The 2971-nt window shown below is 65.1% G+C and carries 3 protein-coding genes; 1 reads left to right on the top strand and 2 read right to left on the bottom strand.

Annotated elements, in window-relative coordinates; translation table 11 throughout:
* The first annotated feature begins 467 nt into the window (after positions 1 to 467).
* A complete protein-coding gene (locus ABT154_RS33835; RefSeq protein ID WP_351862214.1) occupies positions 468 to 1088 on the top strand; it encodes a hypothetical protein in 621 nt (206 codons plus the stop codon).
* Positions 1089 to 1232: 144 nt separating this feature from the next.
* On the opposite strand, the gene ABT154_RS33840 is transcribed toward ABT154_RS33835, so the two are convergent.
* Together ABT154_RS33840 and ABT154_RS33845 are read right to left on the bottom strand one after the other, a co-directional pair.
* Positions 1233 to 1985, bottom strand: a complete 753-nt coding sequence (locus ABT154_RS33840; RefSeq protein ID WP_351862216.1) for a hypothetical protein — start codon at positions 1983 to 1985, stop codon at positions 1233 to 1235.
* 84 nt (positions 1986 to 2069) lie between these two features.
* Positions 2070 to 2971 (bottom strand): hypothetical protein (locus ABT154_RS33845; protein ID WP_351862218.1); only part of this gene is annotated, 902 nt, incomplete at its 5' end.

Below are 2971 nucleotides of genomic sequence, written 5' to 3' on the forward strand. Positions count from 1 at the left end.
TCGGGATGTCGGTGTCTGGATACTCCCGGAGTTGGCCAAGGGCAGGCCGGACCAGCGATGGCACTTCGGCAGATACAGTCTTCCCGGCAGGTCACGGGGTGTCGAGCCCTGTTTCATTTTCCCAGGCCGACTGACCTGGCAGCTCGTCATGAACCGGAAGCTGGTGACTTTGTCGAATCCCTGCACGGTCAACCCACCACGTACGTGAAGATCACGGGATGGATCTTCAAGGATTTGGGGCCATAGCCGCCGCTGTCGTTGCTGCCGTTGGGGTCCCAACTGCGCTCGTTGTAGGCCGTTGGCAGATGAAGGCAGCCATACGTGCCGCAGAGCAGTCAAGTCGCGCTGGATTCGCCCAGGCAGAGGCCAGTTACCGCGCTGCTCTCGATACTGTGCGGGCCGAAGCCGTCAACGCGCACTCCCACTGGCGACGCGGGCTACGGCGAGAGGCCTATACGGCACTGCTCTTGGCCGCCCACCAGGCGCGTACCGCTGGCCGACTGCTGACTGAAGGCTCCGTCGAAGACCGCGTGTCTCGCGGGGTGTTTCCGGCGCAGCGCACCGCTCTTGCCGAGGCTCGGATTGCGACCCAGGAGGCCGCTCTCGTCGTCTCCTTGGAAGGCCCAGAGCAGCCTGCCGTCAAGGCAGAGGCTCTCGTTCGTCACTGCCAGCGATTCATTGACGTGCGTGAACTAAGGGCAGAGGCAGATGAGGCCGCTCACAGCATCCGGACTGCACGCGCCGGCCTCGCCGTAGACGATCCGCTGAGTGAGTTTGTCGAAGCCATGGACGTCGTCAGGGCGCAGATTCATGTGTACCCTGACGGCCCGACGGCTCTGGAAACAGAACTACGCGTGCGCTCATCGCCATCACAGATCCGCGACCTGCAAGACGTCGCGTTCGCCAAGCTGATGCAGATACCCGAGTCTCTTCGCAAGCAGGGACTGACCTTCCTCCACACCAGCCTGAGACACCCGGACTTGGTCCGCGAAGAGCGACAGGGGACCGAGGCGCAACTCTTGGAGGCCCAAGAGGAGTTCCTCGCTGCTGCCAGGGCCGTCCTGGATGGCAGCAGCTCGTCTCATTGAGCCCGCCAACGTGATTTCCGCTGGTCAACAGGGCCAGCGTGCTGTCTCGGTGAGCTGGTCGCACTGGTCCGGCCGTAGATCGTTAGCACGTGATCGTCTGCCATGGGTGGTCTCTGGCATTCTCGAACCGGGACAGCGGACCGGCTACCGCTTCGGGAAGTGGGGGTGCCGGTCGTACTCGGGGTGACCAGGGTGGCAGACGTCCACGATCTGTTCACCAGGGATGTCGGCGGTGTAGTGGATGGTGATGCCGTTGCCGTCCACGCCGAGGTGGATACCGATGAAGTCGAAGATGAGTTCCCGACCCGTACCCGCGGCGGGTGGAGTTGAAACGTCGATACCCGCGATGATCAGCGATGGGCGCCCGAGGCTGCGGATACTCTCAAACTCACTGTCCGTCCAGACGGGGCCGAACTGCCGGACCTCTCCGCCCCAGTTGGACAGCAACCGGTGGGGCCACGTCTTCGCGAGCGGCTGTCGAGAGCTGACCATACTCACCTCTCCGAACCGATGCCGCACCGCGTGCAGCGGCTCGTGGACGAGCGCGGTCGATTCACACAGCGCGTTTAGATAGCGCGCGGGGATGCTGCCCGCCTTGATCGCCCTGTCCACCCTCTCGGCCAGGGAGCCCTCGGTCAGGGCGCGCAGGCCGCACGCCCGGACGTCCTCGATCTCGTGATCGAGGAGCCGGGTCGCATGGTACGTGCGTAGCAGGCGTCCGGCGAGCATCTCGCGGACCTGGTCGTCGTGCTTGGCAAGCTCGCTGACCTCATTGTGGAGGTCACTCCCGGTGTCGAGCTCTCCGGGGACGGCGGAAGCGAGTTCGGCGATCAGGTCGGAGAGATCGGTCGGCCACGTGGCGGGGTCGTCGAGGTCGACGGTGTTGGGTGCGGTCACGACACAGGCATACCGGATCGGGACGGGCACGCACACCGGGGTACCGGCGGGCACGACCTCACGAGCGTGTGGTCGCCCCGGCAGCTACTCGGCCTGCTTGCCCGGCACATTGCGCAGCAGCGCGGCTGTCATTGCCAGCAGAGTCTCGGCTTCGGCACGGCTGTATTCGAAGTCACGGGTGATCTCGTCGTCGTGGAGCGCTCCGCAGGTCTGGCTGTACAGGGAGTCCAGGATCCGCCACCAGCGCTCGGACTGGCTGCAATCACGTGCGCGCTTGCCCTGGCTGGCTCTGTCCCATCCGCAGTTCTGCTGCACCCATTCCAGTGCCAGCCGGATCTGCAGAATCGCCGGAAGGATCTCGCTGGCGTTCAGAAGCCGCTGGGCTTCCCGCAAGGTGCGGCCCACCTTGTCCCGCTCGGGATCGCCGAGCGGATACGGGACGGCCATCTCGTAGGCCGCCGAAGGGCCCAGCTGCGCGAGCTGGTCCTCCCAGCGGCTCTTGGCGACGGTGAACCGCAGGGATTCCTCTGTGGAGCCGGGATACCCACTTGCTCGGGGCAACGTCGCCCGCATCGTGATCTCGAACGCGATGTCCCCCTGGCGCCCCTCGTTCACCGCGTACACCTGGCGCGAGGTCAGCGGGAACGACAGGTTCAGGCGGTGAATCAGTATCTGCTCGGTGTACGGCAGGCTGGTGGTGTACCGGGCGAGCCGCGACCGCTGACCAGGCACAGCGCCGAAGCCGAACAGTTCGACCTCAAGCGCGAGAATTCTGCCCGCCTTGACAAACGTCGGCACAGAGACAGCGAGCGGGACGAACAGCTCATGGCCGCCGAGCGCGGGACGCAGAGCCACCTGATCCCCGCTCACCTCCACAGCGAACCGGATGTTCTCATCGAAGCGGAGTTCCTGCACCATGCCCCCCAGGGTGGTCGTGATCAATGCCTTGATCCTGCCGCACCACCACCGGCAGGCGCACTGCCAAT

The sequence above is a fragment of the Streptomyces sp. NPDC001728 genome, from assembly GCF_040297565.1.
GTDB lineage: Bacteria > Actinomycetota > Actinomycetes > Streptomycetales > Streptomycetaceae > Streptomyces.